Annotated in this window: 30 protein-coding genes; 20 read left to right on the top strand and 10 right to left on the bottom strand. The window is 69.1% G+C overall.

Annotated features, from left to right (window positions below; all coding sequences use genetic code 11):
- Window positions 1-126: 126 nt before the first annotated feature.
- From ACFV9G_RS02610 to ACFV9G_RS02590, 5 genes are all read right to left on the bottom strand, one after another.
- On the bottom strand, window positions 127-672 hold the full coding sequence (locus ACFV9G_RS02610; protein WP_378724630.1) for an Rv3235 family protein: 546 nt from the start codon (window positions 670-672) through the stop codon (window positions 127-129).
- Window positions 673-783: 111 nt separating this feature from the next.
- Window positions 784-1,113, bottom strand: coding sequence for a sec-independent translocase (locus tag ACFV9G_RS02605; RefSeq protein ID WP_355021999.1), 330 nt, complete (start codon window positions 1,111-1,113; stop codon window positions 784-786).
- Between the two features lie 18 nt (window positions 1,114-1,131).
- Window positions 1,132-2,277, bottom strand: a complete 1,146-nt coding sequence (locus ACFV9G_RS02600; protein ID WP_378724629.1) for an Mrp/NBP35 family ATP-binding protein — start codon at window positions 2,275-2,277, stop codon at window positions 1,132-1,134.
- A gap of 11 nt (window positions 2,278-2,288) precedes the next feature.
- A complete protein-coding gene (locus ACFV9G_RS02595; RefSeq protein WP_378724627.1) occupies window positions 2,289-2,834 on the bottom strand; it encodes a DUF1003 domain-containing protein in 546 nt (181 codons plus the stop codon).
- Window positions 2,827-4,155 (bottom strand): magnesium transporter MgtE N-terminal domain-containing protein, encoded by a 1,329-nt coding sequence (locus ACFV9G_RS02590; protein WP_091052639.1) that lies wholly within the window; start codon window positions 4,153-4,155, stop codon window positions 2,827-2,829. The genes ACFV9G_RS02595 and ACFV9G_RS02590 overlap by 8 nt, the downstream gene beginning before the upstream one ends.
- 189 nt (window positions 4,156-4,344) lie before the next feature.
- On the opposite strand from ACFV9G_RS02590, the gene ACFV9G_RS02585 reads away from it, so the two are divergent.
- The 13 genes from ACFV9G_RS02585 to ACFV9G_RS02525 all read left to right on the top strand — a co-directional run bounded on the left by ACFV9G_RS02585 (window position 4,345) and on the right by ACFV9G_RS02525 (window position 16,620).
- The gene (locus ACFV9G_RS02585) at window positions 4,345-5,742 is read left to right on the top strand and encodes an endonuclease/exonuclease/phosphatase family protein (protein WP_378724625.1); all 1,398 of its coding nucleotides are present in this window, start codon (window positions 4,345-4,347) and stop codon (window positions 5,740-5,742) included.
- A gap of 123 nt (window positions 5,743-5,865) precedes the next feature.
- Window positions 5,866-7,059 (top strand): acyl-CoA dehydrogenase family protein, encoded by a 1,194-nt coding sequence (locus ACFV9G_RS02580; protein ID WP_378724623.1) that lies wholly within the window; start codon window positions 5,866-5,868, stop codon window positions 7,057-7,059.
- Window positions 7,060-7,178: 119 nt separating this feature from the next.
- Entirely contained in the window at window positions 7,179-7,349 is a 171-nt protein-coding gene (locus ACFV9G_RS02575) for a DUF5302 domain-containing protein (protein WP_160146661.1), read from the top strand.
- Window positions 7,350-7,405: 56 nt separating this feature from the next.
- Window positions 7,406-8,557 (top strand): hypothetical protein, encoded by a 1,152-nt coding sequence (locus tag ACFV9G_RS02570; RefSeq protein ID WP_378724621.1) that lies wholly within the window; start codon window positions 7,406-7,408, stop codon window positions 8,555-8,557.
- A gap of 32 nt (window positions 8,558-8,589) precedes the next feature.
- Window positions 8,590-9,519 carry a glycosyltransferase family 2 protein gene (locus ACFV9G_RS02565; protein WP_378724620.1) on the top strand — a complete coding sequence of 310 codons (930 nt, stop codon included), beginning with the start codon at window positions 8,590-8,592 and terminating at the stop codon, window positions 9,517-9,519.
- A 57-nt stretch (window positions 9,520-9,576) separates the two neighbouring features.
- On the top strand, window positions 9,577-10,611 hold the full coding sequence (locus ACFV9G_RS02560) for a MaoC family dehydratase (protein WP_378724619.1): 1,035 nt from the start codon (window positions 9,577-9,579) through the stop codon (window positions 10,609-10,611).
- A gap of 11 nt (window positions 10,612-10,622) precedes the next feature.
- Window positions 10,623-11,447 carry an SDR family oxidoreductase gene (locus ACFV9G_RS02555; RefSeq protein ID WP_378724618.1) on the top strand — a complete coding sequence of 275 codons (825 nt, stop codon included), beginning with the start codon at window positions 10,623-10,625 and terminating at the stop codon, window positions 11,445-11,447.
- Between the two features lie 36 nt (window positions 11,448-11,483).
- Entirely contained in the window at window positions 11,484-12,038 is a 555-nt protein-coding gene (locus tag ACFV9G_RS02550; RefSeq protein ID WP_378724616.1) for a histidine phosphatase family protein, read from the top strand.
- A 93-nt stretch (window positions 12,039-12,131) separates the two neighbouring features.
- The gene (locus ACFV9G_RS02545; RefSeq protein ID WP_378724614.1) at window positions 12,132-13,316 is read left to right on the top strand and encodes a hypothetical protein; all 1,185 of its coding nucleotides are present in this window, start codon (window positions 12,132-12,134) and stop codon (window positions 13,314-13,316) included.
- A gap of 44 nt (window positions 13,317-13,360) precedes the next feature.
- A complete protein-coding gene (locus ACFV9G_RS02540) occupies window positions 13,361-14,020 on the top strand; it encodes a DUF6758 family protein (RefSeq protein ID WP_378724613.1) in 660 nt (219 codons plus the stop codon).
- A gap of 9 nt (window positions 14,021-14,029) precedes the next feature.
- A complete protein-coding gene (locus ACFV9G_RS02535) occupies window positions 14,030-14,905 on the top strand; it encodes a PHP domain-containing protein (RefSeq protein WP_378724611.1) in 876 nt (291 codons plus the stop codon).
- The gene (locus ACFV9G_RS02530; protein ID WP_378724610.1) at window positions 14,902-15,501 is read left to right on the top strand and encodes a MarC family protein; all 600 of its coding nucleotides are present in this window, start codon (window positions 14,902-14,904) and stop codon (window positions 15,499-15,501) included. The genes ACFV9G_RS02535 and ACFV9G_RS02530 overlap by 4 nt, the downstream gene beginning before the upstream one ends.
- A 60-nt stretch (window positions 15,502-15,561) precedes the next feature.
- Window positions 15,562-16,620 carry a hypothetical protein gene (locus tag ACFV9G_RS02525; protein ID WP_378724608.1) on the top strand — a complete coding sequence of 353 codons (1,059 nt, stop codon included), beginning with the start codon at window positions 15,562-15,564 and terminating at the stop codon, window positions 16,618-16,620.
- Between the two features lie 53 nt (window positions 16,621-16,673).
- Here ACFV9G_RS02525 and ACFV9G_RS02520 read toward each other — a convergent pair whose 3' ends face one another.
- Window positions 16,674-17,438: an SDR family NAD(P)-dependent oxidoreductase gene (locus tag ACFV9G_RS02520; protein ID WP_378724606.1), complete on the bottom strand. Its 765-nt coding sequence runs from the start codon at window positions 17,436-17,438 to the stop codon at window positions 16,674-16,676.
- A 214-nt stretch (window positions 17,439-17,652) separates the two neighbouring features.
- On the opposite strand from ACFV9G_RS02520, the gene ACFV9G_RS02515 reads away from it, so the two are divergent.
- On the top strand, window positions 17,653-18,300 hold the full coding sequence (locus ACFV9G_RS02515; protein ID WP_378724604.1) for a L,D-transpeptidase: 648 nt from the start codon (window positions 17,653-17,655) through the stop codon (window positions 18,298-18,300).
- 12 nt (window positions 18,301-18,312) lie between these two features.
- Here ACFV9G_RS02515 and ACFV9G_RS02510 read toward each other — a convergent pair whose 3' ends face one another.
- Complete coding sequence (locus ACFV9G_RS02510) at window positions 18,313-19,785, bottom strand: DEAD/DEAH box helicase (RefSeq protein WP_378724602.1); 1,473 nt, start codon at window positions 19,783-19,785, stop codon at window positions 18,313-18,315.
- Window positions 19,786-19,960: 175 nt separating this feature from the next.
- On the opposite strand from ACFV9G_RS02510, the gene ACFV9G_RS02505 reads away from it, so the two are divergent.
- Both ACFV9G_RS02505 and ACFV9G_RS02500 read left to right on the top strand, forming a co-directional pair.
- The gene (locus ACFV9G_RS02505) at window positions 19,961-20,662 is read left to right on the top strand and encodes a ferritin-like fold-containing protein (RefSeq protein WP_378724600.1); all 702 of its coding nucleotides are present in this window, start codon (window positions 19,961-19,963) and stop codon (window positions 20,660-20,662) included.
- A complete protein-coding gene (locus ACFV9G_RS02500; RefSeq protein WP_378724598.1) occupies window positions 20,652-21,713 on the top strand; it encodes a C39 family peptidase in 1,062 nt (353 codons plus the stop codon). Before ACFV9G_RS02505 ends, ACFV9G_RS02500 begins: the two co-directional genes overlap by 11 nt.
- Before the next feature lie 78 nt (window positions 21,714-21,791).
- On the opposite strand, the gene ACFV9G_RS02495 is transcribed toward ACFV9G_RS02500, so the two are convergent.
- From ACFV9G_RS02495 to ACFV9G_RS02485, 3 genes are all read right to left on the bottom strand, one after another.
- The gene (locus ACFV9G_RS02495; RefSeq protein ID WP_378724596.1) at window positions 21,792-22,103 is read right to left on the bottom strand and encodes a hypothetical protein; all 312 of its coding nucleotides are present in this window, start codon (window positions 22,101-22,103) and stop codon (window positions 21,792-21,794) included.
- A 154-nt stretch (window positions 22,104-22,257) separates the two neighbouring features.
- A complete protein-coding gene (locus ACFV9G_RS02490) occupies window positions 22,258-22,479 on the bottom strand; it encodes a DUF3107 domain-containing protein (protein WP_091052608.1) in 222 nt (73 codons plus the stop codon).
- Between the two features lie 98 nt (window positions 22,480-22,577).
- Window positions 22,578-23,210: a TetR/AcrR family transcriptional regulator gene (locus tag ACFV9G_RS02485; RefSeq protein ID WP_091052606.1), complete on the bottom strand. Its 633-nt coding sequence runs from the start codon at window positions 23,208-23,210 to the stop codon at window positions 22,578-22,580.
- A gap of 127 nt (window positions 23,211-23,337) precedes the next feature.
- On the opposite strand from ACFV9G_RS02485, the gene moeZ reads away from it, so the two are divergent.
- The 4 genes from moeZ to ACFV9G_RS02465 all read left to right on the top strand — a co-directional run bounded on the left by moeZ (window position 23,338) and on the right by ACFV9G_RS02465 (window position 26,527).
- The gene (moeZ, locus tag ACFV9G_RS02480) at window positions 23,338-24,552 is read left to right on the top strand and encodes an adenylyltransferase/sulfurtransferase MoeZ (protein ID WP_378724594.1); all 1,215 of its coding nucleotides are present in this window, start codon (window positions 23,338-23,340) and stop codon (window positions 24,550-24,552) included.
- A 140-nt stretch (window positions 24,553-24,692) separates the two neighbouring features.
- Entirely contained in the window at window positions 24,693-24,983 is a 291-nt protein-coding gene (locus tag ACFV9G_RS02475; RefSeq protein WP_378724592.1) for a hypothetical protein, read from the top strand.
- The gene (locus ACFV9G_RS02470) at window positions 24,980-25,606 is read left to right on the top strand and encodes a class F sortase (protein WP_378724591.1); all 627 of its coding nucleotides are present in this window, start codon (window positions 24,980-24,982) and stop codon (window positions 25,604-25,606) included. The genes ACFV9G_RS02475 and ACFV9G_RS02470 overlap by 4 nt, the downstream gene beginning before the upstream one ends.
- Window positions 25,607-25,666: 60 nt before the next feature.
- On the top strand, window positions 25,667-26,527 hold the full coding sequence (locus ACFV9G_RS02465; protein WP_378724589.1) for a hypothetical protein: 861 nt from the start codon (window positions 25,667-25,669) through the stop codon (window positions 26,525-26,527).
- Window positions 26,528-26,543: the final 16 nt, after the last annotated feature.

Genomic DNA, 26,543 nt, shown 5'->3' with positions numbered 1-26,543 from the left:
CGGCCCGCCGGGGGGGGGCGCCGCCGCGGCCCCCTGGGCGCTCGCCTTGTCGGCGCCCCCGCGTTGCGGGGTCCCCCCCCCCCCCCCGCCCCCGCCCCCCCCCACACCCGCTCGACTCCACATGAGTCATTCGTACGGTCCGAAGTTGAGGACCGTGCAGATCCAGTTCTCGCCGCTCTGCTCGAAGCGGAGGGCCATCGCGCGGTGGCCATGGCCGAACTTGATGTTGACGGTGGCCTCGACGATGGTGTCGGTGACCATGTGAAGGTGCCAGCGATAGACGCGCGGGCGGACCGGCTGGTGGCGCCCCAGGCCGGGCTCGTAGGCTCCGCTACGGGCGGTGAGAGCGGCGCGGTAACGCAGGTCGGCGACGACCTCTTTGGTCGTCCAGCGGATCAGCTGGCTCGCTGGACGGTCCCCGCCGACGACCTCTGCGATCTTCTGGGCGAACTGCGGGATCCAGGCCTTCAGATGACCGCGGGCGGGGACGATGGGGATCGGCTCGGCCAGCCGGCCGTCGTCCTGGCCGCTACGGTCCGGCTGCGGCGGGTCCAGGCGTGGCTGTAGGTCGAAGGCGAGCATGCCCTGGACATCGGCCAGGGGTACTTCGGCAGGACGTTGTGGATCCGGCTCCGCTGCAGGATCGGGGTCCCGAGATGGTAGAGCGCTCATGGGCGCAAACTCCTTTCTACGCAGGCAACCTTCTCTTACCCGTTATTCGTGGTTCTAAACCGACGAGTAACAGAAGGTTCTCCTGTGACAAAAGGAGACTGGAGGGACGGGCTACGTCGCTTGGTCGTCGTAGGGCGGCTTCTCGCCGGCCAGAAGAGGCCTCGGCGCCTTGGCGCGCGCCTCTTCCTCCTCGATGTCGGCGAGGGCTTCCTGGATCTGTCTGCTGACGATGCGACGCGGGTCGAGGTCGCGCAGCTCGAGGTCCTGGTAGGCGGGCCCGAGCTCTCCGCGCAGGTCGTCTCGCGCGTTGTTGGCCAGGTTGCGCACCTGGTGGAGGAGGCGGGCGATTTGCCGTGCCATGTCGGGGATCTTGTCCGGCCCGAAGACCAGGATGGCGATCACGACGATGACGGCAAGCTCCGCGAAGCCGATGCCGAACACGGAGGTGAACCTACAGGCTCAGAGCTTGGAGGTGGGAGTGAGGCCCAGCTGCATGCCCGCGAGCCCGCGGCCGCGGCCCGAGATCGTACGCGCCACCTCGGCCAGCACCTTGGCCGACTCCGCGGTCGGGTCGGACTCGACGATCGGCTTCCCGGCGTCGCCGGCCTCGCGCAGGGTCGGCTCCAGCGGGATCTGACCGAGCAGCGGGATCTTCGAGCCGAAGCGCTGGGAGAGGGTCTCGGCGACCCGCTGGCCGCCGCCTGAACCGAAGACCTCCATCTTGGAGCCGTCGGGCAGCACGAGCCAGGACATGTTCTCCACGACGCCGACGACGCGCTGGTGCATCATCTCGGCCATCGTGCCGGCCCGCTCGGCCACCTCGGCGGCAGCCTCCTGCGGGGTGGTGACCACGACGATCTCGGCGTTGGGCAGGTGCTGGCCCAGCGAGATCGCCACGTCGCCGGTGCCCGGGGGCAGATCGAGCAGCAGCGCGTCGAGGTCGCCCCAGTAGACGTCGGAGAGCATCTGGACCAGGGCCCGGTCGAGCATCGGGCCGCGCCAGGCGACGACCTGGTCACGGCGCGGCTTGAGCATCCCGATCGAGATCACCGAGACGCCTGAGGCGGTCGGGACCGGCATGATCAGGTCATCGACCTGGGTCGGCCGGGAGTCGGCCACGCCCAGCATCGCGGGCACGGAGTGGCCGTAGATGTCGGCGTCGACGATGCCGACCTTGAGACCCTGCTGGGCGAGCGCCACGGCCAGGTTGACGGTGACCGACGACTTGCCGACACCGCCCTTGCCCGACGCGATCGCGAAGACCTTGGTCAGCGAGCCCGGCTGGGCGAAGGGGATCTCCCGCTGCGCCTGGCCGCCGGTGAGCCCGTTGCGCATCTCCGTGCGCTGCTCGTTGGTCATCACGCCCAGCTCGAGGTCGACGCCGGTGACACCGTCGACCTTCTCGAGGGCCGCGGTGGTGTCGCGGTTGATGGTGTCCTTGAGCGGGCAGCCGGCGACGGTCAGCAGCACCTTGACGCTGACCACGCCTGCGTCGTCGATCGAGACGGAGTCGACCATCCCCAGCTCGGTGATGGGACGTTTGATCTCCGGGTCCTGAACGGTCGCCAGGGCTGCGTTGACACGGTCGAGAAGCGGGCTACTCACGGTATGCAAGCCTACGTCGTGCGTGGGGAGTCTCCAGCATCGCCCGAGGGTTGGTCGATCGGACCTCGGTGACGGTCACGCTCATCCAGCTCCTCGAGGAGCAGCCGAAGCTCGGAGCGGAGGTAGTCGCGGGTGGCGACCTCGCCGAGGGCCATCCGCAGCGACGCGGTCTCCCGGGCGAGGAACTCCATGTCGGCCTTGGACTGGGAAGCGATCCGGCGGTCCTGCTCGGCGAGCGCGCGGTCGCGGTCCTCCTGGCGGTTCTGGGCGAGCAGGATGAGCGGGGCGGCGTAGGAGGCCTGCAGGCTCAGCGCGAGGGTCAGGAAGATGAACGGGAACTGGTCGAAGCGCCACTCGCGGGGCGCGAGGGTGTTCCAGGCGACCCAGATCAGCACGACCATCGTCATCCAGCCGATGAACCGGGCCGTGCCCATGTAGCGGGCGAACGCTTCGGCGAAGGAGCCGAAGTCGGCGCGGAACGCGGGGCGCTTGACGAGTGGGCGGCGCAGCTCGCGCGGGGTGTCGAGGCGGCCGCGGGCGGCGCGTGCGTCAGCCACGGCGCACCATCTCGGGGGTGATCACCTTGTTCGGGCGGGTGTCGGGACGGGTGTCGGGACGGGGCTCGGTCGCCGACTCCTGGCGGGCGAGGTTCTCACGCCAGTTCTCCGGGAGCAGGTGGTCGAGCAGGTCGTCGACCGTGACGGCGCCGGCCAGATGGCCGTTCTCGTCGACGACGGGAGCGGCGACCAGGTTGTACGTCGCCAGGTGCGCCGCGACCTGCTCGGTGCTGTCCTCGGGGCGCAGCGGCTCCAGGGACTCGTCGAGCGCGCCCGCGACCAGCGTCGAGGGAGGCTCGCGCAGCAGCCGTTGGATGTGGGCGATGCCAAGGAACTTGCCGGTCGGCGTCTCCAGCGGCGGACGGCAGACGTAGACCACGGACGCCTCGGCCGGGGTGAGGTCGGGGTTGCGTACGAGTGCGAGGGCGTCGGCGATGGTCGCGTCGGGGCCGACGATGACCGGCTCGGGGGTCATCATCGAGCCGGCGGTGTCCTCTTCGTAGGACATCAGCCGCAGGACGTCCTTGGCGTCCTCGGGCTGCATCAGCTCGAGCAGCAGGGTCGCGGTCTCCTCGGGCAGCTCGGCGATGAGGTCGGCGGCGTCATCGGGTGACATCTCCTCGAGCACGTCGGCGGCACGCTCGGAGTCCAGGGCTCGCACGATGGCGACCTGGTCGTCCTCGGGGAGCTCCTCGAGCACCTCGGCGAGCCGTTCGTCGTCGAGGGCGGCGATCACCTGCCGCTGGCGCTCGGGAGGCAGCTCGTGGATCATCGTCGCGGCATCGGCCGGGCGCATCTCCTGGATCGCCTGGACCAGGTGGGTCGCGGCCTGGGTGGGGGAGCGGCGGGCCAGGCCCTCGACGTCGTCCCACTCGACCACATGGGTCTGGCCACGGCGGCGCAGGCCCTTGGAGGGCTCCTGCACGGCCACCCGGGAGAGCAGCCAGTCGCGGTTGCGGGCCTGCTCCATGCCGACGTCGTAGACCGTCCCGGACACGCCGGTGCTGCGGATCGTGACCTGCCGGTCGAACATCTGGCCGATGACCAGGGTCTCGGTCGACCGCTGCTGGAAGCGGCGCATGTTGAGCAGACCGGTCGTGTAGATCTGGCCGGAGTCGATGCTGGTCACCCGGGTCATCGGCACGAAGATGCGCCGGCGCCCGAAGACCTCGACGACCAGGCCCAGCACGCGCGGCTGCCGGGCGTCGGATCTGACCGTGACCACGAGATCTCGCACCTTGCCGACCTGCTCACCGAGCGGGTCGAAGATCGGAAGGCCGACCAGGCGTGCCGCGTAGACGCGGTTGGGCGAGGTGCTCACGGACCCACGTTATGGCATAGCCCGCAGGAGGTCGCTTCGGCGCTCACGCGGCGGCACGGATCCTAGATTCGATGGGCTATCCGAACCGTGTCGGAGCAGAAACCGGGATTCGGCTGATGCTTGTGTTACAAAAGTGGTCAATGTGACCAGCGTGATCGGTCGCTGTTGCTGTGAAAGGGGCCCGAACGGATGCGTACCCACACCAATGCCAGGTCTCTCGGGGGCCGGATGGCCGGCGCCCTGCTCTCCGTGGGCCTCGTCCTCGCCCTCGCCGGCGGCACCCTCGTCGCCGTGCGCGACTCGTCCGCGCCGTCCGCGACGGACCTGGAGACCGTGGCCTACTCGCCACCGCGCTACCGGATGGTCCAGGCGAACATCAGGGCCAGCATGAGCACGGCGAGGTTCAAGAAGGACGTACGCGAGGTCATCGACACGGCGCCCGACTTCATCACCTACAACGAGGTGAACGGCCGCCGGAGCGCGAGCCTCGAGCCGGGGCGCTACCGCGCCTGGCGCAAGGGGGGCGACCCGTACAGGTCGGCGACGGCGGTGGCCTGGGACAACGACAAGTGGGCCGCGACCTCGAAGGGCATCCACCAGATCAGCAACAAGCGCGGTAAGTCGGCCGACCAGCGGCTGCACTGGGGCATCAGGTACGCCAACTGGGTCACCCTCGAGAACCGGGCGACGGGTCGGAACGTCTCGGTGGTCGCGGTGCACTTCGCGCCCAAGTCCAAGTACTACGGCGACCTGGTCCGTCCCTCCGCCCGCGCGCTGAACGTGCTCGTCAAGGCGCTGGCCAGACGGGGCCCGGTGATGGTCGGCGGCGACCTGAACGTGCAGTACGACGGCTCGCGCTACCCGAGCGACATCTTCGCCGCGCAGCACCTGATCCCCAGCTACGACGTCACCCAGCAGGCCCCGGTCACGCACGGCCGGGCCTCGACCATCGACTACGTGCTCGCTCGCGGGATCGCGCGGTTCGCCACCGGCAACCAGCGTGCCTTCGGGCTCGAGTCCGACCACCACGCGGTCCGCGTCGACTTCTCGCCGCTCCCGGTCACCTCCACCGAGGGCTCCTCCCGGGTCAGGTTCGGGCCGGGTGTCGTGGTCACCGACCCGGGACTGAGTGCCGCCGACGAGCAGAGCGTGCTGCGTACGGTCCTGAAGTCGATCAACAGCACCAAACGCGGTCAGGTCGTCCACCTGGCCACCCGTGTGCTGAGCAACGGCAAGGTGCTCCGGGCGCTGAAGCGGGCCAAGTCCCGGGGCGCGCGGGTCCAGGTCGTCACCGCGGAGCGGACCACCACCGCCGAGATGCGATCGCTGCAGCGGGTCCTCGGCAAGGACGTCGACAAGGAGAGCTGGGCCGTGCGGCAACCGGACGGATACGACCGCGCCGGCCTGCGGGCGACCGTGCTGCTGATCAGCAGGACCGGTGCCACCCCGGCGTTCGCGTTCAGCTCCAGCACCCAGATGTCCACCTCGGCCGGCACCGGGAAGCGGTCGGGCTACGTGAGCGTCACCAAGGCGTCGTACGACAAGCTCTTCAAGCCGTTCTTCTCGGCAGTCGGACGGCGGGTTTGAGGGACGTAGGATCGCGATGTGGTGGGAGTCACCCTGTCACTGATGGTTACTGATTGGTAACCTGCCGCAGTGACACGTCGTGGTGGTCTCGACAGGCTCGACCACCGAGAGTAGGAGTGAAGCATGGGTCGCCTTGCCGAGACCGAAGGTCTCACCGACATCCAGGAAGAGATCCTGAAGACCGTCCGTCAGTTCGTGGACGAGAAGGTCATTCCGGTGGCCCAGGAGCTGGAGCACGCCGATGAGTACCCGACCGAGATCGTGGAGGGTCTCAAGGAGCTGGGCATCTTCGGGCTGATGATCCCGGAGGAGTACGGCGGTCTGGGTGAGTCGCTGCTGACGTACGCGCTGTGTGTCGAGGAGATCGCCCGCGGCTGGATGTCGGTCTCCGGCGTCATCAACACCCACTTCATCGTGGCCTACATGCTGATGCAGCACGGCACCGAGGAGCAGAAGCAGAACTACCTGCCGCGGATGGCGACCGGCGAGGTACGCGGTGCGTTCTCGATGTCCGAGCCCGGTCTGGGCTCCGACGTGAGCGCGGTGTCGACCAAGGCGACCAAGCTCGAGGACGGGTCCTACAGCATCACCGGCCAGAAGATGTGGCTGACCAACGGTGGTTCCTCCACGCTGGTCGCGGTGCTGACCAAGACCGACGAGGGCGCCGAGAGCGTCTACAAGAACATGACCACCTTCCTGGTGGAGAAGACCCCGGGCTTCGGCGAGACCGCTCAGGGCGTCACGGTGCCCGGCAAGATCGACAAGATGGGCTACAAGGGCATCGACACGACCGAGATGATCTTCGAGGGTCACAAGATCTCGGCCGACCAGATCCTCGGTGGCACCCCGGGCAAGGGCTTCTTCCAGATGATGGACGGTGTCGAGGTCGGCCGCGTCAACGTGGCCGCTCGTGCGTGTGGTCTGGCGATCCGTGGCTTCGAGCTCGGGATCGCCTACGCCCAGCAGCGTCAGACCTTCGGCAAGAAGATCGCCGAGCACCAGGCCATCCTGTTCCGTCTGGCGGAGATGGGCACCAAGGTCGAGGTCTCCCACAACATGATGGTCCGTGCCGCGCGTCTGAAGGACACCGGCAAGCGGATGGACGTGGAGGCCGGGATGGCCAAGATGGTCGCCTCCGAGTACGCCAACGAGGTCGTGGAGGACTCCTTCCGGATCCACGGTGGCTACGGCTACTCCAAGGAGTACGAGATCGAGCGGATCATGCGCGAGGTCAAGTTCATGCTGATCGGTGAGGGCACCAGCGACATCCAGAAGATGATCATCGGGCGTTCGCTGCTCAAGGACTACAGAAGCTGAGCCTGCGCTTTCGCGGTCGCACCGACGACCCTGCCGAAACCGATGGTTTCGGCAGGGTCGTTGTCGTAGGTTGGGGTCAACCCGACCAACGATCCAGCAACGCCGATTCAGGGAGAGCGATGACGAACGACGATCTCAAAGCCAAGATGCGCGAGGCGCTGGAGAAGAAGAACAACAACGACCACGCACACGCCGAGAGTGCGGGCGCCAAGGAGAAGGCGCACGGGTCCGAGGTAGTGGGTGGCGCACCGAAGATGCACCGCCGGAAGGCGGGCGGCGGCGGCTCCTGAGGCTACGATGCCCCCTCGGGGGTGTCGGGTAGGTCTGGTCGAGAGGTAACGAGAAGTTGGCGCGCCGCGTAGTGCTCCATGTCGGGGCGATGAAATCGGGGACGACGTTCCTGCAGGGTGCCCTGTACAAGAACAAGGCTCTCCTCGCGGAGCGTGGGTTCCTGGTCCCCGGCACGCGCTGGCGCAACCAGATCGAGGCCGTCCTCGACGTGAAGGGCCGCCGGAAGCACCCGCAGGGGAACTCGGTCGCCGGAGCCTGGGACCGTCTGGTCGCCGAGGTCGACGCCTGGGACGGCACTGCGCTGATCTCCGTCGAGCTGCTCGCACCGGTCGGGCCCGAGACGGTCGAGCGGGTGGCGACGAGCTTCGCGGGTGTGACTCCCGAGATCGTGCTCTCGCTGCGTGACATCAACCGGCAGATCCCGTCGATGTGGCAGGAGCTCGTCCAGAACGGCGTGGACTGGACCTGGGCGGAGTTCCTCGCCGCGGTCAACAAGAGCCGTCCGGGCTCCCCCGAGCGCCGTCGCTCCGGGCCCGGCAAGCGGTTCTGGGCCGAGCAGGACATGGTCGCCATCGCCCGGCGCTGGGGCCAGGCAGGACCTCTCCACCTGGTTACCGTGCCGCCGCCGGGCAGCCCGGCGACCCTGCTGCTGGAGCGCTTCGGTGCGGCGATGGGCTTCGACCCCGAGGGGATGCAGAGCCCGCCCCCGAAGAACACCTCCCTCGGCGCCGCGACCGTCGAGGTGCTCAGGGGCCTCAACGCCGAGCTGGACCGGCGTGGCCTGGCCTATCCGGCGGCGATGGGGCTGCGCAAGCACGTCCTCGGCAAGCGTCTGATGCCGGACCTGACGGTCGACGACCCGCGTATCGGGCTCCAGGCACCGCGCTGGACCGCGGGGTTCACCCGCGACCAGGCCGCCGAGCTGCGCGGCCTGGACACGACCATCCACGGGGATCTCGATGACCTGGCCCCTGTGGACGTACACGGGATCGACCCGCGCAAGGTCACCGACAAGCAGGTTCGAGACGCCGCGGTCGCTTCCTATGCGGCGCTGCGTACGGACCTCGACAAGAAGCTCGCCGACCCGACCATCCCTGGTGAGGCCGTCGACCCGGGGGAGGGCCGCAAGGCCCCGGCACGTGCCGTCTCCGCCCTGGCCGACCTCGTGGAGTGGTCCGTCCGGCGAGAGGAGCTGGTCCGTACGTAGGACCTCAACACACACATATTCGGGGGAACTCTTTGTCAAGCAGCTGGAGCCTGCGCCGTCGTCGCAGACTCGCCGAGGAGGCACGTGGCACGTCGGCCGCGCTGCCACGGATCGCGGTGCTCACGATCGCCCGCGACGAGGGCGAGATGCTCGCTCGATGGGTCGACCACTACGGCCGAGCGGCGGGTCACGAGAACCTGATCGTCTTCGACGACGGTTCGACCGACGGTTCGACCGACGACCTCGCGTGCACGGTCCAGCGCCTGCCGGGCTTCCGGAAGGGCAACTTCGAGGCCGGCCGGATGGGCCTGGCCAGCGGGGTCGCCCACGGTCTCCTGGGGATCTACGACGTGGTCATCTTCACCGACGTGGACGAGTTCCTGGTCCCGGACCCGGCGAAGTACGCCAACCTGTCCGACTACCTGTCCCGGCGGCCCGAGCGGGTGATCGCCCCCTTCGCCCTCAACATCGTCCACCACACCGCGGTCGAGGGGCCGCTGGTCAGCGGCAAGCCGATCACGGGCCAGCGGTCGTACGCCCAGTTCGCGTCGTTGATGTGCAAGCCGTCGGTCAAACGGGTGCCGGCCGCATGGACGCTCGCCTCCCACGGGATCAAGGCGCCGTACGTGCCCGATCCCGGGCTGTTCATGCTCCACATGAAGTTCGCCGACCTGGATCTGCTGCGACGACAGGCCGACCGCCGCAACGAGCTCGCCAAGGCGGTGGGCCGCGGCAAGGGCAGCTCGTGGGGAAGGTCCGGTGATGATCTCGCCGGCCTGCTGACCGCCGCGACCGCCTCGGTGAGCGCCGATGTCGAGGAGTTCGACCCGGCCTCGGTACTGCCGGCCAGGCTCGTCCGGGAGGAGGACGGCGTGCACCGCGCCGTCGGCCCGGGCCACATCGACAACCTCCGCAACCAGCCGCTGTTACGCATCCCGGAACGCCTCCACGGGATCGTCTGAACTAGGTTACCGTCCGGTAATCAACGCACCGCCAGACTCACCGACGAGAGGCCGCAGATGAGCAAGACGAACCCCGGGAACTTCTTCGAGGACTTCTCGGTCGGCCAGGTCATCGAGCACGCCACGCCGCGCACGGTGACCGAGGGCGACCGGGCTGCGTACGGGTCGCTCTACCCGACCCGCTTCGCGGTGCCCTCGAGCGCCGCCTTCGCGGCCTCCGTCGGCTTGGGGGTGCACCCCGTGGAGGAGCTCATCGGCTTCCACATCGCCTTCGGCAAGACGGTCCCGGACGTGTCGCTGAACGCGGTCGCCAACCTCGGCTACGCCGAGTGCCGCTTCCACCAGCCGGTGGTGCCGGGCGACACGCTCTCGACGAAGTCCGAGGTCATCGGTCTCAAGCAGAACTCCAACGGCAAGTCCGGCGTCGTCTACGTACGCTCGACCTCCACCAACCAGCGCGGCGAGGTCGCCATCGACTGGGCGCGCTGGGTGATGGTCCACAAGCGGGACCAGGAGGCTGCCGCCCCCGAGACGGTGATCCCGGAGCTGGCCGCGGTGGTGGACCCGAAGAACCTGATCGTGCCGAACGGCCTGGACTTCTCCGCGTACGACTTCACCGCCGCCGGTGAGCCGCACCGGCTCGCCGACTACGAGATCGGCGAGAAGATCGACCACGTCGACGGGGTGACCCTGACCGCCTCCGAGCACCAGCAGGCGACCCGGCTGTGGCAGAACACCGCGAAGGTGCACTTCAACGTCGAGGCACGGCCCGATGGCCGCAACCTCGTCTACGGCGGCCACATCATCTCGCTGGCCCGGGCGCTCTCGTTCAACGGCCTCGCCAACGCCCAGCTCATCGCCGGGATCAACGCCGGCGCCCACACCTCTCCGGCCTTCGCCGGCGACACCGTCTACGCCTGGTCCGAGGTGCTCGACCGTGCCGAGACCGACGCCCCCGGGGTCGGTGCGCTCCGGCTGCGACTGGTCGCCACCAAGGGGCGCGACGAGTCGATGACGCTGCGCGGCGAGGACGGAAAGTACGCCCCCGGTGTGCTGCTCGACCTCGACTACTGGGCGCTCATCCCCGTGTAAGGACGTACGTCATGGCAGGCAAGAAAGCTCTCTTCGTCTCCGGGTCCGCCCAGGGGATCGGCAAGGCGATCGTCGAGAAGTTCGCGTCCGAGGGCTGGTTCGTCGGTGTCTACGACATCGACGCCGAGCTCGCCAGGAACGTCGCCCAGTCGATTGCCTCGGGCTCCGCTTCGGCAGGTCTCCTCGGCTCCGACAACGCCATCGGTGGCGCGCTCGACGTCACCGACCCCGCGTCCTGGAACGCGGCGCTGGAGGAGTTCGCCACCGCCGCGGGCGGTCGCCTCGACCTGCTGGTCAACAACGCCGGCATCCTGCGCGCCGGGCGCCTGGCCGAGGTCGACCTGGCCCAGCACCACCAGACCATCGAGATCAACGTCAACGGCGTGATCAACGGCTGCCACACCGCGTACCCCTATCTGCGGGCCACCCCTGGCTCGGGCGTCATCAACGTCTGCAGCGCGAGCGCGATCTACGGGCAGCCGGAGATCGCCTCCTACAGCGCGTCGAAGTACGCCGTGCGCGGACTCACCGAGGCGCTGGAGCTGGAGTGGCGCAAGGAGGGCATCCGGGTGCAGGCGGTCTGGCCGCTGTGGGTGAAGACCGCGCTGCTCGACGGCAACGCCGCCGCCTCTCATGAGACTCTCGGTATCCGGCTGACCGTCGAGGACGTCGCCGACCAGGTCTGGGAGATGGCGCAGCCGCGCAAGGGGTTGCGCGGACGGCTGCCGAAGGTGCACACCACCGTCGGTCTTCCGGCCAGGGCCCTCTCGACGGCGGCCGATCTCGCGCCCAACCTGTTCGTCCGCGAGGTCAACCGGTTCATCACTCGGGCCTGAGGACTCGGCCGGGCCGATGGCTGGTTGGATGGGGGCATGGCCCTCTACCTCGTCAGGCACGGCACCACCGAGTGGTCCCTCAACGGCCGGCACACCTCCCGCACCGACCTTCCCCTCCTGCCCGAGGGGGAGGAGGCAGCCAAGGAGCTCGCGTCCCGGCTCGCCGAGCGGACGTACGCCGCCGTGCTCACCTCCCCGCGACAGCGGGCGCTGCGTACGGCTGAGCTCGCGGGCTTCCCGGACGCGGTCGTCACCGACGACCTGGTCGAGTGGGACTACGGCGACTACGAGGGCATCACCACCGACGAGATCCACCGCACCGACCCCGACTGGAGCCTGTGGACCGCGAAGACGCCCGGGGGAGAGGCCGCGGCCGCCGTCCAGGAGAGGCTGGGCCGAGTCGTCTCGGCCGCCCGCGAGCGCGACGGCGACACCCTGGTCTTCTCCCACGGACACGCGCTGTGCGCCCTGGCCGCGGTGTGGCTGGGCCTCCCGGTCACCGAAGGACGGCTCTTCAGGCTGGACACCGCGACCGTCTCGCTGCTGGATGCTTACCACGGGCAGCCGGTCCTGAAGAGCTGGAACACATAGCCCCTCCATAGCCGGCCCGGGTCGAACGCACAGGCTGGATCACTACCTCTGGAGGGCGGCCGTACCATCCCGCGGCCGCTGGAAGGGGTAGTTGTGGCACGTCGTGTGATCGTCCATGTCGGCACGATGAAGTCAGGGACCACGTCCCTGCAACATGCGCTCTTCGCGCATCGAGAACACCTGCGTGAACTCGGCATACTCGTCCCGGGAAAGAGCTGGCGAGAACAGGTCGACGCGGTCTGGGACGCCCGCGGCCGGGCGCGGTCGCTGGCTGGCGACCGTTCGATCGACGGGTCCTGGGGCAGGCTCGTCGAGGAGATCGACGCCTGGCCCGGAACCGCGGTCGTCTCCGCCGAGCTGCTCGCCCCGGCCGGTGCCGCTGTGGTCGAGGAGGTCGCCCGGTCCTTCGCCTCCGTCGAGATCGTGGTCTCCGTACGCGACCTCAACCGCAACCTGCCGGCGATGTGGCAGGAGGTGGTGCAGAACGGCGAGCTGTGGACCTGGCCCGAGTTCCTCGCGTCGGCGAGGCAGACGCGGCCCCGGTGGTCGCTGCCCGACCTGATGACCAGCACGAACCGGTTCTGGAAGGAGCAGGACGCGGCGGCGATCGCGAAGCGCTGGAGCGTCGCCGGGCCGGTGCACGTGGTCACCGTGCCCCCACCGGGAGGTCCGTCCGAGGTGCTCCTGGAGCGGTTCGGCGAGGTGATCGGCTTCGGGTTCGGCGACGTCTCGACGCCGATGTCGCGGAACGCCTCCCTCGGCGTCGTACGCGCCGACGTGCTGCGCCGCCTCAACCTGGAGCTCGAGCGACGGGGTCTGCGGTTCCCGGCCGGTATCCGGCTCCGCAAGCACGTGCTCGCCAAGCGGCTCATGCGCGACCTCGACGTCGAGGACCAGCGGCTCGGGCTGCGGGTCGCGCCGTGGGTCGAGAGGAGCGCACGGCAGCAGGTCGCCGCACTGCAGCGTCAGGGCGTCGTCCTGCACGGCGACTGGGCCGACCTCACCCCGGTCGAGGTCAGCGGTACGGATCCGTCGACGGTCACCGAGGACCGGATCGCGGCGGTGGCGGCCGCCACCCACGTACCGTTGCGGGGGTGGTTGCTCGAGCGGGCCACCGTCGGGTCTCGCCCGGGGTGGGGCCCCGAGACGGTCCCGCAGTGGGCGCCCGGCGAGTTCGCTCAGTCCGGCCACGCGGCCGACGACGCGGTGGCTGCGCTCGCCGACCTGATCGAGTGGGCAATCACCCGCACGCGCGCGAAACAAGCCGCGGACGCGTGACCGGACGGCTTGACCAGACGGATGGCACGGGTCACCGTTAGGGGGTGGCTCTTGCGGTTGGCTGTCCACGCTGCGCGACTCCGGTGGCAAGCATCGGTGCCGGCGGCAGCAAGTCGTGTCCCGAGCACGGTGTGGTGACGCCGATGTGGCGTTCGGACGTGGCCTCCTACGAGGACCTGGTGCAGGTCCTCTCGCTGGCCGGTGACGTGCCCACCTACGTTCCCTGGCCGGTCGAGTCGGGCTGGTCGATCGCCGACCTCGCGGTTGTCAGCGACGAGGCCAAGGGCTCGGCGACGCTGCTCACGCTGACGGGGGTGACCCCGGACGACGGACCGGTCGAGATGACCGTCGTCACCGAGGAAGCCGGCGTCGGGCTGGGCGCGCGGTGCGCGCGTACGGAAGGACCGGACCCCGGCATCGACGCCTGCACCGGACCGCCCACGACGAAGGTCCGGGTCGCCGGGCAGCGGCAGCTGGTGCCGCTGTGGCCGATCACCCAGTGGACCAACGGCGCCGAGGAGTGGGAGCGCTCGGTGGTCGTCGGCGAGGCCGCCGGCCGCTGGCTGTGGCTGGTCTTCCGCCCGGCCACAGCGATGCTCATGCTCCAGGACGGCTGGCACCTGCGCCAGGTCGACGACCTGGGCGTACAGATGGTCGAGCTGCCCTTCGGTGGCCCCGGTGGATCTTGGTGGAACGCGCCCTAGGATGGGCGGGTGCGCATCGACCTCCATACTCACTCGCGGGTGAGCGACGGGACCGATTCGCCCACCGAGCTGGTTCACGCGGCGAAGGCTGCGGGCCTCGATGTCGTCGCGATCACCGACCACGACACCGCCGACAGCTGGGACGAGGCGGCCGCTGCTGCGGTCGAGGCCGGGATCGAGCTGGTGCGGGGCATGGAGATCAGCACCATCCACGCCGGCCACGGGGTGCACCTGCTGGCCTACCTGCCGGACCGGACCCACCCGCCGCTGGTCGAGGAGCTCGGCCGTGTCCTGGCCGGCCGCGACGGACGGCTGCCGCTGATGCTGGCCCGGCTGGCCCGTCTCGGCATCGAGGTGTCCCTCGAGGACGTCGCGGCCGTCTCCGGTGACGCCGCCGCCTCGGGGCGCCCGCACCTGGCTGACGCGCTCGTCGCCAAGGGCTACGTGGCCAGTCGCGACGAGGCGTTCAACCGCTACCTCGGCGCCGGGAAGCCTGCGTACGTCAACCGCTACGCCGCCCCGCTCGAGCCGATGATCCGCACGGTCGCCGCCGCCGGGGGAGTCACCGTGATCGCCCATCCCTGGGGCCGCTCCGGACGCGAGCAGCCGGACGAGGCAGCCCTCTCCGCACTGGTCGACGCGGGCCTGTCCGGGCTCGAGGTCGACCACCAGGATCACAGCCCGGAAGTGCGCGAGAAGCTGCGCGTGATCGCCCGCAACCTCGACCTCGTGGTGACCGGATCCAGCGATTACCACGGCACCGGGAAGGTGGGTCACCATCTGGGAGTGAACACCACTGCACCCGCTGAGTACGAGCGGCTCCTGGAGCGCGCCGCCGCAGCCGCGGCCGCCTCCGGACGAGCCGCCCCCGAGGTCGTACGTTGACCGAGATCTTCGTCTCCACGTTCGTGACGCTCTTCGTGATCATGGACCCGGTCGGAACGATCCCGGTGTTCCTCTCGCTGACCGCCGGCCAGTCAGCGGGCAAGCAGCGTCGGGCGGCGGTCCTCGCGGTCGCCGTCTCCTTCCTGGTGATCACGATCTTCGCGCTGTTCGGACAGGCGATCCTGCACTACCTGCACATCTCCCTCGAGGCGCTGCAGTGCGCCGGCGGCCTGCTCCTGCTGCTGGTGGCGCTCGAGCTGCTGACCGACAACTTCGACGACCCGGTGGCCGCCGCGGGCGCCAACGTGGCGATGGTGCCTCTCGGCACCCCGCTCCTGGCCGGCCCGGGTGCGATCGTCGCCACCATGGTCTTCACCCAGGACGTCGACTCCGTCGCGGACGGCTTCGGGCTCGGCCTCGGCCTGGTCGTCGTGCACCTCACCCTGCTCCTCGGAATGATCTTCTCCGTCCCGATCCTCAAGGTCCTCAAGGAGTCCGGCGTCCTGCTCATCACCAGGATCGCCGGTCTGCTCCTCTCGGCGATCGCCGTTCAGATGGTCGCCGACGCGGTCACGACCTTCATCGCGAACGCCTGATTCTGGGTCGCTGTCTGAGGCTCGGGAGAAGTGTCGGTGGTCGCGCCCATGATGTGAGGCATGAGCGCTCGGGTGTTGCACGTCCGGCCGCCCGACCTCGTCGGGCGGCCAGGCCTCGTGCGGCCGGTGCCGGTGGACCGTGCGGGGACGAGCGGGCCGACCCCGAAACAGGCCCGTGGCCGGGCATGGCGGCGCTCGTCGCGAGGGTTCTACGTTCCGTCGGACGTCGATGGGGAGTCGCCGCAGCAGCGTGTGCTCGAGGCCTCGGTGCTGGTGCCGGGCGACGGCGCACTCACCGGCTGGGCCGCTCTTGCCTGGCGCAACGTCAGGTGGATCGACGGCTGCGATGACCACGGGAGCCGACGTCCGGTCACCGTCGTGACTCCTGGCTGCCGCGTCCGGCCGCGGCCGGGGATCGAGGTGAGCCACGAGCGCCTGCTGCCCGGCGAGAGACTGTCCCACGACGGGGTGGTCGTCACCGGGCCGCTGCGGTCCACGGCCTTCGAAGTGCGTCGTGCGCCCTCGCCGGTGGCAGCGGTGCGGTGGCTGGACCTGGTGGCGGCGAGCGACCTGATCTCGCTCGAGGAGATGCGGGCTTACGCCGAGACACTCACCGCGTGGGCCGGGATCGACCTCCTCCGGTGGGCTCTTCGGTATGCCGAGGAGAACGTCTGGTCCCCGCCGGAGGTCGACCTGCGGCTGACCTGGACGGTCCGGATGGGGCTTGCCGATGTCGTCTGCAACAGGCCGGTGTTCGACCTCGAGGGACGCCACATCGGGACTCCGGACGTGCTCGATCTCCGGGCCGGATTGGTGGGGGAGTACGACGGCGAGCTGCATCTGGCCGGGAAGCAGCGTGCGAAGGACCTGCGGCGGGAGGGTGACTTCAGACGGGTCGGGCTGGAGTACGTCACGATGGTCGCCTCCGACCTGCCCCAGCCCGCCGATTTCATGAGGCGGACCCGGGATGCGCGAGCACGAGCGAGACGTACACCGGTGAGCGAGCGCACCTGGACGATCACCCCGCCGCCGTGGTGGGTGCTGACGGACACGGTGGCGGAGCGGCGAGCCCTCACGGCCTGGCAGCGGGATCGCTTCCTCCGGCAGCGCGCCGGTTAGTTTCAGACGTACGCGCCCATCTACCGGCGGGTAATGGGCGCGACCGTCTGGGACTACTTGCGGCCGAGGGACTGGAACTTCTGGAGTACGCCCGACGGCACCACCCGGGCCATGGTGGCCAGGGCCTTGTAGCGCTTGCTCGGGATCGAGAAGGTCTTGTCGGCGTCGTAGTCCTCGAGCGCCTCACGGACCAGGTCGTCGACATCGAGCCACATCCAGGAGGGGGCCGAGTCGTAGCCGGAGCCGAGGCGTTCGTGGAACTCGGTCTTGGTGAATCCCGGCAGCAGGGCCATGACCTTGATGCCCTGGCCGGCGTACTCGTTGTGGGCCCACTCCGTGAAGGAGTTGATCCACGCCTTGGCAGCCGAGTAGGTGCCGCGGGGAAGGTAGGAGGCGACGGAGCCGACGTTGATGATGCCGCCGTGGCCGCGGGCCACCTGGCCGCCCAGCGCGGCGTGGGAGAGGCGCAACGGGGCGATCACGAGCACCTCCGCCATCGCTGTCTCCTCGTCGGCGGTGTTGTCGAGGAAGCGGCGCTTGAGGCCGTGACCGGCGTTGTTGACCAGCAGGTCGATCGGGTGGTCGGCATCGGCCAGACGGGCCTCGACCCTGGCCAGATCGGCGCTGTCGGTCAGGTCGGCGCGGAGCACCTCGGCACCGATGCCGTGAGCGTCCGTCAGATTCTTGGCGACGCCGTCGAGGCGCTCCTCGTCACGGGCGACGAGGACGAGGTCGTGTCCGCGGGCAGCGAGCTGCTGCGCGAAGGCGAGTCCGATGCCGGCGGTTGCGCCGGTGATCAGGGAGGTGGGGTTCGACATGGGGCAATCCTGCCACCACGGCCCGCGAGGGCGATCCAGGCGCAAGACGCGCTGACGCCTCCGGCGTCCAGCCGTCGGTTCGCCAGCGGAATCACGGTTTCTGTCTGTCGTGTGACAGTTGACTTGCGGTGATACGTGTTTGGATGATGATCGATGTGGATTTCGCAGGGGGACTCGGGCGCGTGATGGAGAAGTGAACAGCACTGGGCGGCACATGCGATCGCGGCCCCTTCGGCGCACCAAGATGCTCTTCGTCGCGTCCTTGCTGACATCGGCCGGTCTGTACGTCGGCATGGAGGTCGTCGCCGAGCCGGTGGCCAACGGCCGGCCCAGCGCGGCCGGCAGCGGGATGAAGCTGGGCGCGGACGGCGCGGCCCGCACTCCGGTCTGGCCGCACGACGGCCAGCGTGAGGCCGCGATCGACCGCCACGTCGACGCGCGGACAGCCGCCGCGGAGAAGGTGCTCCCGGACGATTCCGGCACCGGTCGCCGGGCCGTCTTCTCGATCAGCCGTCAGCGGGTCTGGATCGTGTCCGCGGGCGATCGGACGCGGCGTACGTATCCGGTCTCGGGCAGCGTCTACGACAACCTCGAGCCCGGCACCTACAAGGTCTTCTCCCGCTCCGAGCACGCGAAGGGGATCGACGACTCGGGCCGGATGAAGTGGTTCGTACGCTTCACCAAGGGCCCCCGAGCCGCGATCGGCTTCCACAACATCCCGGTGGACAAGGGCAAGCGCGTGCAGACCCGCGCCCAGCTCGGCACACCGCTGTCGCACGGGTGCATCCGCCAGGCCGAGCCGGACGCGAAGGCGATGTGGCGCTTCGCGCGGCTCGGCACCAAAGTGGTCGTGGTTCCTTAGCCTGGATCTGGCTCAGGCGTCGGCCTTGGGCGCGGAACCGCCCGAGCCCGATGAGCGGCGGCGACGGCGACGACGGGGCGCGGCGCCCTCAGCCTTGGCCTCGCCGTCGGCGGGCCCCGTGGACTCGGCGAACTCGGTGGCAGCCCCAGCAGCGGACTTGTCGACGACCTGGCCGCCGCGCGAACGGGTGCGCTGACGGTCGCGGTTGCGGGGAGCGCGCTCGCGCTTCTCGCCGTCCTTGCCGGATTCCTTGTCCTTGGGCTTCGCGGGCGCGGCGGCCTTGATCCGGCCCTTGGTGCCCTTCGGGATGCCCATGTCGTGGAGGAAGTGCTCCGAGGAGGAGTAGGTCTCGGCCGGCTCGTCGAAGGGAAGGTCGAGAGCCTTGTTGATCATCTTCCACTTGTGGAGATCGGCCCAGTCGACGAACGTGACCGCGACACCGGTGGCGCCGGCGCGGCCGGTGCGGCCGATGCGGTGGACGTAGGTCTTCTCGTCGTCGGGGGTCGTGTAGTTGACCACGTGGGAGACGCCGGTGACGTCGATGCCGCGGGCGGCGACGTCGGTGGCCACCAGGACCTCGACCTTGCCGTCACGGAACTTCTGCATCACCCGTTCGCGGGCGGCCTGCTGCATGTCCCCGTGCAGGGGAGAGGCCACGAAGCCGCGCTCGGCGAGGTCGTCGGCCACGCGCTGCGCCTGCCGCTTGGTGCGGGCGAAGACGACGACCTTGTCGTGGTCCTCGCACTGCAGCAGGCGGCCGATCATCTCGGGCTTGTCGAGGTCGTGGGCCTGGTAGACGAACTGCGCGGTGGCGGGCACCGTCTCGCGCTCGCTCGCCGACTCGGCGCGGATGTTCATCGGGTGGCGCATGTAGGAGCGCGCCAGGGCCACGATCGCACCCGGCATGGTGGCCGAGAAGAGCAGCGTCTGGCGGGTCTCCGGGGTGAGGGTGACGAGCTTCTCCACGTCGGGCAGGAACCCGAGGTCGAGCATCTCGTCGGCCTCGTCGAGGACGAGGGCGTGCACGTGGGAGAGGTCGAGGACCTTCCGGTTGGCCAGGTCGATCAGGCGGCCGGGGGTGCCGACCACGATGTCGACGCCCTTCTCCAGCGCGTCGATCTGGGGGTCGTAGCCGGCGCCGCCGTAGACGGTCAGCACGCGGAGGCCGCGGTCCTGGGAGATCAGCGAGATCTCGGCCGAGACCTGCATGGCCAGCTCGCGGGTCGGAGCCACGATCAGGGCCTGGGGCTTGCCCTGCGGGAGGTCGATGTAGTCAGGGTCCTTGGGGGACACGCTGCGCTGCACGACCGGGATGCCGAAGGCCAGCGTCTTGCCGGACCCGGTGCGGGCCTGGCCGATCAGGTCGGTGCCCTGCAGGGCGACCGAGAGGGTCATCTCCTGGATGGCGAAGGGGGTGGTGATGCCTTTGCGCTCGAGCGGAGCGCAGATCTCGGGATGAACCCCGAGGTCCTTGAACGTTGTCATGATTTCGTCGCTACTCGCTTGTCTCATCGAATGCGGCGAGCGACTCACGGGTGTCTCGAGCTTGCCAAGCGAGTGCCACGCCGCGCACATACGGGATCCGAGCCGCCGCGATATGAAAGTTGAATATCAGCGGCGCTGGGTCGGTCAAAAGGCATTCTATCGGTAGGGTTCTCCCGTGGTTGCATCGTCAGAGTTCACGGGTCCTCAGGATCCGTTCGGTGATCCTGTTTACAAGGCCGCCGTCATCGACCTTCTCGGAGCGGTCGCCTATGGCGAGGTCTCGGCAGTCGAGCGGCTGACCGACGACGCCAAGATGGCGCCCTCCCTGGAGGACAAGACGGCTCTGCTCGCGATGGCGGCCGCCCAGCACGCCAAGATCCAGCCGGTCCTCGACCGGCTGGTGGAGCTCGGGACCGACCCGTACGCGGCCATGGAGCCGCTGCGCGAGGGGTTCGACGAGTTCCACATCCACACCAAGCCCGCGGACTGGTGGGAGTCGCTGGTGAAGGCGTACGTCGGTGACGGGCTCGCCAACGACTTCTACCGTGAGGTCGCCGGGTTCCTCGACGAGGACACTCACAAGCTCGTGGTCACCACCCTCGAGGACGCCGGCCGTGCCGACTTCGTGGTGGACCGGGTGCGGGCCGGCATCGAGGCCGATCACCTCATCGGCGGACGGCTGGCGCTGTGGGGCCGGCGCCTCATGGGCGAGGCGATCACCCAGGCCCAGCAGGTCGCGGCCACCCGCGAAGGGCTCAGCGATCTGATCGCCGGCGGCCACCTTCCGGGTCTCGACCTCGGCACCATCGGCGAGATGCTCACCCGGCTCACCCAGCGCCACGTCGAGCGAATGGGCAAGCTCGGGCTTGAGCACTGACATCCTCTTCACCGGCTGGTCAGGGACCCAGATCGTCCCCGAAGCCGGTGTGTGGACGTCTCCCGAGGTCAGCCCGGGGTTCTGCTTCGACGAGCTGGTCGCCTCCTGGAACGTGGTGACCCCGCCCGGGACCTGGGTGGAGGTCGCGGCTCAGGTGGTTGCCGAGTCGGGGGAGCGAAGCGGCTGGCTGGTGCTGGCTCGCTGGTCCTCGGACCCGGCCATCACCTCCACCTCCGTCGCCGGTCAGGACGACCCGGTGGCGACCCCGGCCGATGACACCATCCTGGCGCGGGACGGGCGCAGGTTCTCGGCGTTCTCGTTGCGGCTGAGCCTGCACGGTCCTGCCGGAGGCCTGCCCCGGGCGAGCCTGCTCGGGGCGATGGTCTCGGCCGGCGCCCGGGACTCGGCGCCGGCCCCGGGGGCGGCGCCTCGCGGGACGGTCGTGGGTGGCGTACCCACCTATTCGCAGCAGCTCCACCGTGACCGCTACCCGCACTGGGACGGTGGCGGGCAGTCCTGGTGCAGTGCCGCCTCGACGGCGATGATCGCCGACTTCTGGGGTGTCGGGCCGACGCCCGCCGAGACCGCCTGGGTGGACTACGAGACCCCCGACCCGCAGGTGCCGTTCACCGTCAGAGAGGTCTACGACGAGTCCTTCGGTGGTGCCGGCAACTGGGCCTTCAACACCGCCTATGCAGGCACCCGCGGCCTGGTCGCGTACGTCACCAGGCTCCGTTCGTTCGCCGAGGCCGCCCGGTTCCTCGAGGCCGGGATCCCGCTCGTGCTGGCCGTCTCGCACCAGGACGGCGAGCTGACCGGCGCCGGGTACGTGACCAACGGTCACCTGCTCGTGCTGACCGGCTTCGACGAGGACGGCGATCCCGTCGTCCACGACCCCGCCTCCCACAGGATCCTCAGCGATGCGGAGGTGCGGGCGACCTACGACGCGGGCGAGCTCGACCGCGCCTGGGCCCGCTCCGGGCGGATCGTCTACGTCATCAGGCCGCCGGACGTGGTGCCGCCGGAGCCGCCGGCTCAGCGCAACTGGTGATCGTGCCGGGGCCGCGTACATGCAGAAGCGGCCCCACCCCCGGAGGGGCGGGACCGCTTCGAGTGACCTGGGCGAGGCTCAGGCCTTGGACCTTCCGGTGACACCAGCGGCCACGACGACCGCGATGGCCGCGACGACGACCTGCCAGAGGTGACGCCACCAGTCGATGCCCTTGGACGTGTTCCACATGTCGTAGTTCGGGTTGCCCGCGACGTTGCCGGCGACGCCGAAGATGGCGTAGTAGAGCCAGCCGCCGACGAGCATGCCGACGATTCCGCAGACCACGACGAGCCAGAACGGAATGTTGTCCCGGCTGCCCGGGGCGAGGAACTTGCCGAGGAGCCCGATGATGACGCCACCGACGAGGACGGTGATGATGGTCCCGATCATGCCCAGATCCCTTCAGGTTGTGAGGGCGCCATGAAAAGCGCCTATCTCTCGATATTGCACCTGTTGAGACGGGAATGCACGGGCAACATGGCCTAAACCCGGAAGTTCGCCACCGGAATCAGGGGCATCCCTGAGCCGAACGGTCCGGAGCGGTTCAGCCGGCGAATCCGACCTTGCCGACCTTGGCCGGGCCGATCTCGATGTAGGCGAGCTTCTCGGTCGGGACGATGACCTTGCGGCCCTTGCTGTCGGTCAAAGCGAGCACAGCGCCGCCGCCGAGGGCGTCGGCGATGAGCTTCTCCACCGATTCGCTGGACTCCTCGGTCTCCACGACGAGCTCACGGGCGGCCTGCTGGACGCCGATCTTGACCTCCACGGGTCCTCCTTGCGATGGGTCGATCAATGCTTCGGAATCCTCTCACACGGACCATGAGGAACTCCGTCGTTGCGCTACGAGCGGAACTTCGAGCCGCTTCAGTCGGTCTTGGGATAGCCGCCGATGCCGCGCCAGGCGAGACCGGCGACCAGACGCGCAGCGTCGGCCTGGGAGAGCTCGCCGTTGTTGTGGAGCCAGTAGCGAGCGCTGACCTGGATCTGGCCGACGAGGCCCACGGCGAGCAGGTGGGAGGCGGTGGGAGCGAAGCCGGTGTCCTCGGCGATGACCTCGGCGATGACCTCGGCGCACTCGTTGGTGACCCGGTCGACCTGCTCGCGGACGGCGGGGTCGTTGGTCAGGTCGGACTCGAAGACGAGCCGGAAGGCACCGGACTCGGAGGCGACGTAGTCGTAGAAGACCTCGACGGTTCGGGCCACGCGCTCCTTGTTCTCGTCGGTCGACGCCAGGGCCTCCCGGCAGCGATCGATGATCTCGTTCGCGGACTTCTCCAGCAGGGCCAGATAGAGGTCGAGCTTGCCGGGGAAGTGCTGGTAGAGAACGGGCTTCGAGACTCCGGCCCTCTCGGCGATGTCGTCCATCGCGGCGGCATGGAAGCCGTAGGCGACGAAGACCTCGAGAGCGGATTCGAGAAGCTGGGCTCGTCGTTCCGTTCGGGGCAGTCGGGCCCCTCGCGGTCGAGTGGGGTCGAGCTCGGATTGGTGCGTGGTCACCCCAGCAGCCTACCCGCTGGTACTCGGATCGCGGGACGCGTCGTTGCCTCGCCCACTTATGAGGGAACATGGAGATGTGCCTGCGGTGTTCAAGTAGGCATACGTACGTCCGAACTGAGGAGCAGTTGTGTCCCTAGCCCCGCTCGTGGAGCCCGCTGACGAGCTGACGATCGACGAGGTGCGCCGCTACAGCCGCCACCTCATCATCCCCGACGTCGGCATGGCCGGGCAGAAGCGCCTGAAGAACGCCAAGGTGCTGGTCATCGGCGCCGGCGGTCTCGGCTCGCCCGCCCTGCTCTACCTGGCCGCGGCAGGCGTCGGCACCCTCGGCATCGTCGAGTTCGACGAGGTCGACGAGTCCAACCTGCAGCGCCAGATCATCCACAAGCAGTCGACGGTCGGCCAGCCGAAGGCGGAGTCGGCCGCGGCGGCGATCAAGGAGGTCAACCCGTACGTCAACATCGTGCTGCACGACGTGCGGCTCGACAACGACAACGTGCGCGAGATCTTCACCGGCTACGACCTGATCGTCGACGGCACCGACAACTTCGCGACCCGCTACATGGTCAACGACGCGGCCTACTTCCTGGGCATTCCCTACGTCTGGGGCTCGATCTACCGCTTCGACGGCCAGGCCTCGGTGTTCGCGCCGACCCTGACCGACGACGCCCCGTGCTACCGCTGCCTCTACCCGGAGCCCCCGCCCCCGGGCATGGTCCCCTCCTGCGCCGAGGGCGGCGTGCTCGGCGTGCTCTGCGCTTCGATCGGCTCGATCCAGGTCAACGAGGCCATCAAGATGCTGACCGGTATCGGCGAGCCGCTGGTCGGCAAGCTGATGATCTATGACGCACTCGAGATGGAGTACCGCAAGCTGAAGGTCCGCAAGGACCCCAACTGCGCGCTGTGCGGCGAGAACGCGACGGTCACCGACCTGATCGACTACGACGCCTTCTGCGGCGCGATCTCCACCGAGGCGGCCGACGCCGCGGCCGGCTCGACCATCTCGGTCAACCAGCTCTCCGAGATGATCAAGGAGCGCGAGGAGGGCAGCCGCGACTTCGTCCTCGTCGACGTGCGCGAGCCGAACGAGTACGAGATCAACAAGATCCCCGGCGCCGTCCTGATCCCCAAGGGCGAGTTCCTCAATGGCAACGCGATCCCTCAGGTCGCCGAGCTCACCTCAGATGGCGCCAAGCCGCTCGTGTTCCACTGCAAGAGCGGCGTACGCAGCGCCGAGGTGCTCGCGATCGCCAAGGGCGCCGGCTACGCGGACGCGGTCCACGTCGGTGGTGGCGTGGTGGCGTGGGTCAACCAGATCGACCCCTCGCAGCCGTCCTACTGAGCATTACTGAACTGTTGGCCAGCGGTGGCTCCTCTGGGGCCGCCGCTGGCTTTATCTGTGCGTGGCGATACCGATAGTTTTGCGATCGCAGCTGCGGGGGGCGGAGTTGCATCAATGCCCGAACCTCGGAGGATTCGACGTTGTCCACACGCGCTCGTCTCAGCGCGACGCTCGCCGGTGCCACCCTGGCCGGCGGACTGCTTCTCGGTGTCCCTGCCCACGCGAGCGACCAGGCACCGGAGCCGGCCTCCGGCGCGGCCGTCGGCACTGCGATCGACCCGGAGAGGCTGGAGTCGAACGTCGCGGACCCGACTCGCGGCGTACCTCCGTCCTATGTCTTCGCCGGGGTGGGTGCGCTGCTGATGGGGGCGGGGGCCGGGCTGGCCATCCGTCGCAGACGAGCTGAGGCTGTGGCACGCTCGGCAGAGTGAGCAACGGTCAACCCAGCCTGAGGACCTTCCTCGGGGAGATCTTCGTCGTCGTTCTCGTGGTCGCGGTCGCCGTGCTCGGCTATGCCGCCTACGACTACTACGTCAAGCTCGACGACGCGAAGAAGAGCAACGCGACCCCGACGGGGACGACCCCGTCGATCCCGGCCGAGGCGCTGGCCGAGGTGCCGAAGAAGAAGGGCAAGGTACGCGGCGTCTCCATCGAGTCGCTCAACGTGCACGCCGACGTGGTGCCGCTGGCGATGGAGGACGGCACGCTGACGCCCCCGGCCGACGCCGCGCTCATGGGCTGGTGGAAGGCCGGCGCGAAGCCGGGGTCGGACGAGGGCTCCGTGCTGATCGTCGGCCACACCCTGCACAACGGCGGCGGCGTCCTCGACCGGCTGGGTGAGGTCGACGAGGGCGACGAGATCGTCGTTCGGACGAAGGACGAGGAGTTCAGCTACACCGTGCGGTCGGTGCGCGACCTCTCCAAGGAACAGGTCGCCAAGCGAAGCAAGAGGCTCTTCGACACCGACGGCGAGCCGAAGCTGGTCGTGGTGACCTGCGACGACTGGGACGGCACCTCGTTCCAGGGCAACACCGTGGTCGTGGCGGTCCCGTAACCCCCGGCCACCGCGCCTCGTTACCTGTGAGTCACATCACTCTAGAGACGAGGCCCCCACATGGTCCGCACCCGTTCCGTACGCCGCGCCGCAGCGTTTGCCGCCACCGCCCTGACCGCCGCGCTCGTGCCGGCCCTGATCCCGGCACCGGCCCACGCCTGGGCTCCGGCCGACACGGCCACCATCACCCCGGGCGTGCAGATGTACACCAAGGGTGCCCAGTGCACCGCCAACTTCGTCTACACCGACTCCGCGGCCAACGTCTACGTCGGCTACGCCGCCCACTGTGCTGGTCTGGGCGAGGCCACCGACACCAACGGGTGCGCGGCCAAGTCGCTCCCGCTGGGCACCCCGGTGACCTTCAACGAGGGCGGTTCGCTGCTGACCGAGGGCACCGTCATCGGGAAGGGCACGCTGGCGTACTCCTCGTGGGTGACCATGCAGCAGCGCGGCACCACCGACGAGAACACCTGCGCCTACAACGACCTCGCGCTGGTCAAGGTGAGCTCCGGCGACAAGGGCAAGGTCAACCCGAGCGTGCCGATCTGGGGCGGTCCGACCGGCATCGACACCGACGGCACCGCTGCCGGTGACCGGGTCTACTCCTACGGAAACTCCTCGGTGCGCGCCGACCTGGACCTGCTCTCGCCGAAGATCGGCCTCTCGCTCGGGGACAGCGGCACCCGTTGGTCGCACCCGCTCTACAACCTCACCCCGGGCATCCCCGGTGACTCCGGATCGGGCTTCCTGAGCTCCGAGGGCAAGGCCGTCGGCACCCTGTCGACGCTCGGCCTGCTCCCGCTCCCGGGCTCCAACAACATCGGCGACCTCGACCTCGAGCTGGAGTACGCCCAGGCGACCTCGGGCATCTCCGGTCTGCGTCTGGTTCACGGCACCGAGCCGTTCACCGGAGTCCTGTGAGGCGCTAGCCTCCGGG

Source organism: Nocardioides sp. NPDC059952 (assembly GCF_042730435.1).
In the GTDB taxonomy this organism is placed as follows: Bacteria; Actinomycetota; Actinomycetes; order Propionibacteriales; family Nocardioidaceae; genus Nocardioides.
This window is presented reverse-complemented; position numbering and strand designations above follow the sequence as displayed.

Coding starts and splice junctions, on each gene's coding strand:
- ACFV9G_RS02610 (WP_378724630.1), bottom strand. CDS start 672: ATGAGCGCTCTACCATCTCGGGACCCCGATCCTGCAGCGGAGCCGGAT.
- ACFV9G_RS02585 (WP_378724625.1), top strand. CDS start 4,345: ATGCGTACCCACACCAATGCCAGGTCTCTCGGGGGCCGGATGGCCGGC.
- ACFV9G_RS02580 (WP_378724623.1), top strand. CDS start 5,866: ATGGGTCGCCTTGCCGAGACCGAAGGTCTCACCGACATCCAGGAAGAG.
- ACFV9G_RS02575 (WP_160146661.1), top strand. CDS start 7,179: ATGACGAACGACGATCTCAAAGCCAAGATGCGCGAGGCGCTGGAGAAG.
- ACFV9G_RS02560 (WP_378724619.1), top strand. CDS start 9,577: ATGAGCAAGACGAACCCCGGGAACTTCTTCGAGGACTTCTCGGTCGGC.
- ACFV9G_RS02555 (WP_378724618.1), top strand. CDS start 10,623: ATGGCAGGCAAGAAAGCTCTCTTCGTCTCCGGGTCCGCCCAGGGGATC.
- ACFV9G_RS02550 (WP_378724616.1), top strand. CDS start 11,484: ATGGCCCTCTACCTCGTCAGGCACGGCACCACCGAGTGGTCCCTCAAC.
- ACFV9G_RS02525 (WP_378724608.1), top strand. CDS start 15,562: ATGAGCGCTCGGGTGTTGCACGTCCGGCCGCCCGACCTCGTCGGGCGG.
- ACFV9G_RS02520 (WP_378724606.1), bottom strand. CDS start 17,438: ATGTCGAACCCCACCTCCCTGATCACCGGCGCAACCGCCGGCATCGGA.
- ACFV9G_RS02515 (WP_378724604.1), top strand. CDS start 17,653: ATGCGATCGCGGCCCCTTCGGCGCACCAAGATGCTCTTCGTCGCGTCC.
- ACFV9G_RS02510 (WP_378724602.1), bottom strand. CDS start 19,785: ATGACAACGTTCAAGGACCTCGGGGTTCATCCCGAGATCTGCGCTCCG.
- ACFV9G_RS02495 (WP_378724596.1), bottom strand. CDS start 22,103: ATGATCGGGACCATCATCACCGTCCTCGTCGGTGGCGTCATCATCGGG.
- ACFV9G_RS02465 (WP_378724589.1), top strand. CDS start 25,667: ATGGTCCGCACCCGTTCCGTACGCCGCGCCGCAGCGTTTGCCGCCACC.